Origin of the sequence: Phocaeicola intestinalis (assembly GCF_014837065.1) — a bacterium.
GTDB classification, from domain to species: Bacteria; Bacteroidota; Bacteroidia; order Bacteroidales; family Bacteroidaceae; genus Phocaeicola; species Phocaeicola intestinalis.
In genome coordinates, this window is record NZ_JACSPP010000119.1 from 1 (window position 1) to 3,074 (window position 3,074).

3 protein-coding genes and 1 pseudogene are annotated in these 3,074 nt (G+C 42.8%); all 4 read right to left on the minus strand.

The window, feature by feature from the left end; all coding sequences use genetic code 11:
* Positions 1–76 (minus strand): annotated as a pseudogene (locus H9625_RS17835) (reverse transcriptase); the annotation flags it as partial.
* Positions 67–900, minus strand: a complete 834-nt coding sequence (locus H9625_RS17840) for a sensor histidine kinase (protein ID WP_317173134.1) — start codon at positions 898–900, stop codon at positions 67–69. The gene H9625_RS17840 and the pseudogene H9625_RS17835, both read right to left, overlap by 10 nt.
* Positions 901–908: 8 nt before the next feature.
* The gene (locus H9625_RS17845) at positions 909–2,018 is read right to left on the minus strand and encodes a ligand-binding sensor domain-containing protein (protein ID WP_225226488.1); all 1,110 of its coding nucleotides are present in this window, start codon (positions 2,016–2,018) and stop codon (positions 909–911) included.
* Positions 1,955–2,917, minus strand: a complete 963-nt coding sequence (locus H9625_RS17850; protein ID WP_225226489.1) for a ligand-binding sensor domain-containing protein — start codon at positions 2,915–2,917, stop codon at positions 1,955–1,957. Before H9625_RS17850 ends, H9625_RS17845 begins: the two co-directional genes overlap by 64 nt.
* Between the last annotated feature and the right edge of the window lie 157 nt (positions 2,918–3,074).

Below are 3,074 nucleotides of genomic sequence, written 5' to 3' on the forward strand. Positions count from 1 at the left end.
TCCTCGAGAATTGGCACTCATAGATAGGGGTCAGAACCTGGTTAATGGCTTGTTGCACCAAACGGTCTACCACGGTGATAAACGATGTCTCAACTCTTCTTCATGCAACAAAGCACTCTCAGGTATCAGGAAATCTTTTTTATCATAAACCGAGACATCGGCAGGAAGCGTAACGATAAACACCGACCCTCCTCCCCTACATTCCTCATAGACAACAGTTCCTTTATGTACCTGCACCAGTTCATGAACAAGATACAATCCGATTCCCATGCTATCTCCCGAAAGACTGTTTTGCAGATAGTGCTTGAAAAGTTGTTCACGTTTTTCTTTCAGTATTCCCACCCCTGTATCAACCACGCGGATAACAAGCTGATGAATTGTTTCATCCACCTGAACCGAAAAATCAACCTTTCCACCGGAAGGAGTATACTTAAATGCATTGGAAAGCAAATTGTAAACTATCTTGTCCAGCTTCTCTTTATCCAGAAACATCTTATAAGACGGAACAGAAGGAAGAAAACGGAAATCCATTCTTTTAGATTCAGCCACTTCCTTAAAATTCAAGTATATTTCGTGCAAAAAAGCAATGACATCTGCTTCTTCCAACGAAAGCACAGGCTTCTTTTCCTGCATTTTCCGGAATTCAAGCAACTGATTAACAAGTCGTGACATACGCCGGGCACTTTTATCCATCATACGGACAGAAGATACCATCTCTTTCGGAATCACTTTCACCTGATTCATCTTGTCCAGAGCAACCTGAATCAGCGTAAGCGGCGTACGGAATTCGTGGGATATATGGGTAAAGAACCTCAATTTGTACTCGGTCAGTTCTTTTTCCACCTTGACCTTGTTCCGCAAATCATCCATGCGACGCACGACACGCCATGCCACATACATCAGACTCCCTAGCAAGAACAAATAAATGACAAATGCCCCCCAGTACGCCAAAAAGGTGGAACAATAACAATCTCAAGTGTCGTATAATCATCGCCCCACTGTCCGAACGAATTGCATGCCTTCACATGCAACTTGTAAGTGCCAGGGGGAAGATTCTTATAAGTACCCCAAGGTAATACCGAAGGCACACTCCATCCTTTATCATACCCCTGCAACTGATAGGTAAATCGAGGCGGCACAATAGCCGAATAATCCAAAGTAGAGAAATAAACAGTAAACGAATGCTGGCTGTAATCCAACTGTACCGAAGAGGTATAAGGCAATGATTTCTCGAATAGACGCTCTGTCCCACTACTCCCGGCTGAAACACCGTTCAATCGTAGGTCAGTAAAAGTCACAGACGGTATACGACGGTCAGTATTAACCCGTGAAGGATCAACCACAGTAACCCCATCATTGGAACCCATCAGGATTCTCCCGTCTGGCAAAGCTAGTGCGGAAGTCTCGTTATAAACATTCTGCAACATCTGCATCGATAAGAAATAATTCAGAAAAGTCTTCGAAGATACATCAAAACACGAAACTCCATATTCGGTGGTAATCCAAATATTCCCTTTAGAATCTTCAGCAAAAGCCTGTATCATATCGTTTACCAAGCCATCACTCACTCCGTAATGCGAAAAACGAAGCCGAGCATAATCATCACCTGGTTTGCAGATACTGAAACCGGCTCCCGCTTCAGCTATCCACAGATTACCGTTACGGTCTTGCAAAAGATGTCGGATTTCATTACTCCGTAAATTCCCGTTTTGCCTGTTATAATGATAATATGCCTGCTCATCTGCCAGCAAACGTTCGGGACGAAAAATAAACACTCCGTCGCTCGTCGCAGCCCCAATCCAGCCATTCCGGTCTTCAACCAACATACGGATACGTTTCTGTCCATAAGAATCATTGAAAAAATGCCGGAAGATATATCCTCCTTTCCCATCGGGAAGTGCCAAATCAAGCCCACCTCCAAAGGTACCGACCCACATCCGGCCCTTGCGATCCCTCAACAAAGAATAAACATCGTCAGAAGCCAAAGAAGCCGGATTATCTGCATGATGCAACCACAAACGGTTGCCGATCTTAATCCTCCTCCCCGCATACCCTGCCACAATCCACCAGCCGTATCTTCGCAAACTGAATAGACATTACTGACATATTCCTTCTCATATTTTTTCTGCGAAAACGTAGAATCGTAAAGATAAACTTTTCCGTTACGTGTAGCCATATAAATATCGCCATCAGAGAGAGATGGCAAAGTCCGTACATTATTCTTATACAAGCTTTTATCTTCACCTTGAGGTTCAGGATAAAACAAATCTGATATTTTGTCTACCATCTTCAGGTGAGACACACCTGTATGATCGGCACCAATCCAGATACTACCCGAACGGTCTTCCATCATATATAACAACTCATCTGAAAGCAAAACAGAAGAACGTGTGTCATCTGCTTTGAAATGTGACAAATGTCCAGTATGCAAATCATATGTATAAAAACCATTTCCATAAGTGGAAATCCAAAGAATGCCACGTGAATCACGCACAACATGATAACGTTCCTTATCTATCAGCTGTACTTTTTCTTCCTGCATCAATCGGAAAGACATCACCTCACCCGTCTTTGCCTGGATATAATATAAATGTCCGGTTTTGTTGTATGCACAGTAATTTCCACAATTATCTGTTATTATCTCTGCCCCTGGAATATTCCAGGAAGCCGGTGCACGAGATAGCTCACCGGTAGCAGGTAAAAAGACAAAACTAGCATCACCCGTGAAAATCAACCATTGATTACCAATCGCTGCATTACCCGGTAAATCATATCCTGAACATACATTCGGCAATTCAGCCTTCTTTGTCGCCCGTTGCTCATCCTTTCCTATACACCATATTTCACCTTTGGCAGTAATGAAACAAACATACTCTGAAAAGCAATGTATCCGCACGAAACTGTGTGAAGAGACCATTTTTTTCAATACTTTGTTTTGCCAAACGTAAAGCCCCTCCTGTGTTCCTATCCATACACGCCCCAAACTGTCTTGCTCGATATAGTCAAAAAGAAATGGTTTGCGAATTAGACAAACGGAATTTAAGAGTCAGAAGTGACTCCAACTCTTCTTTATA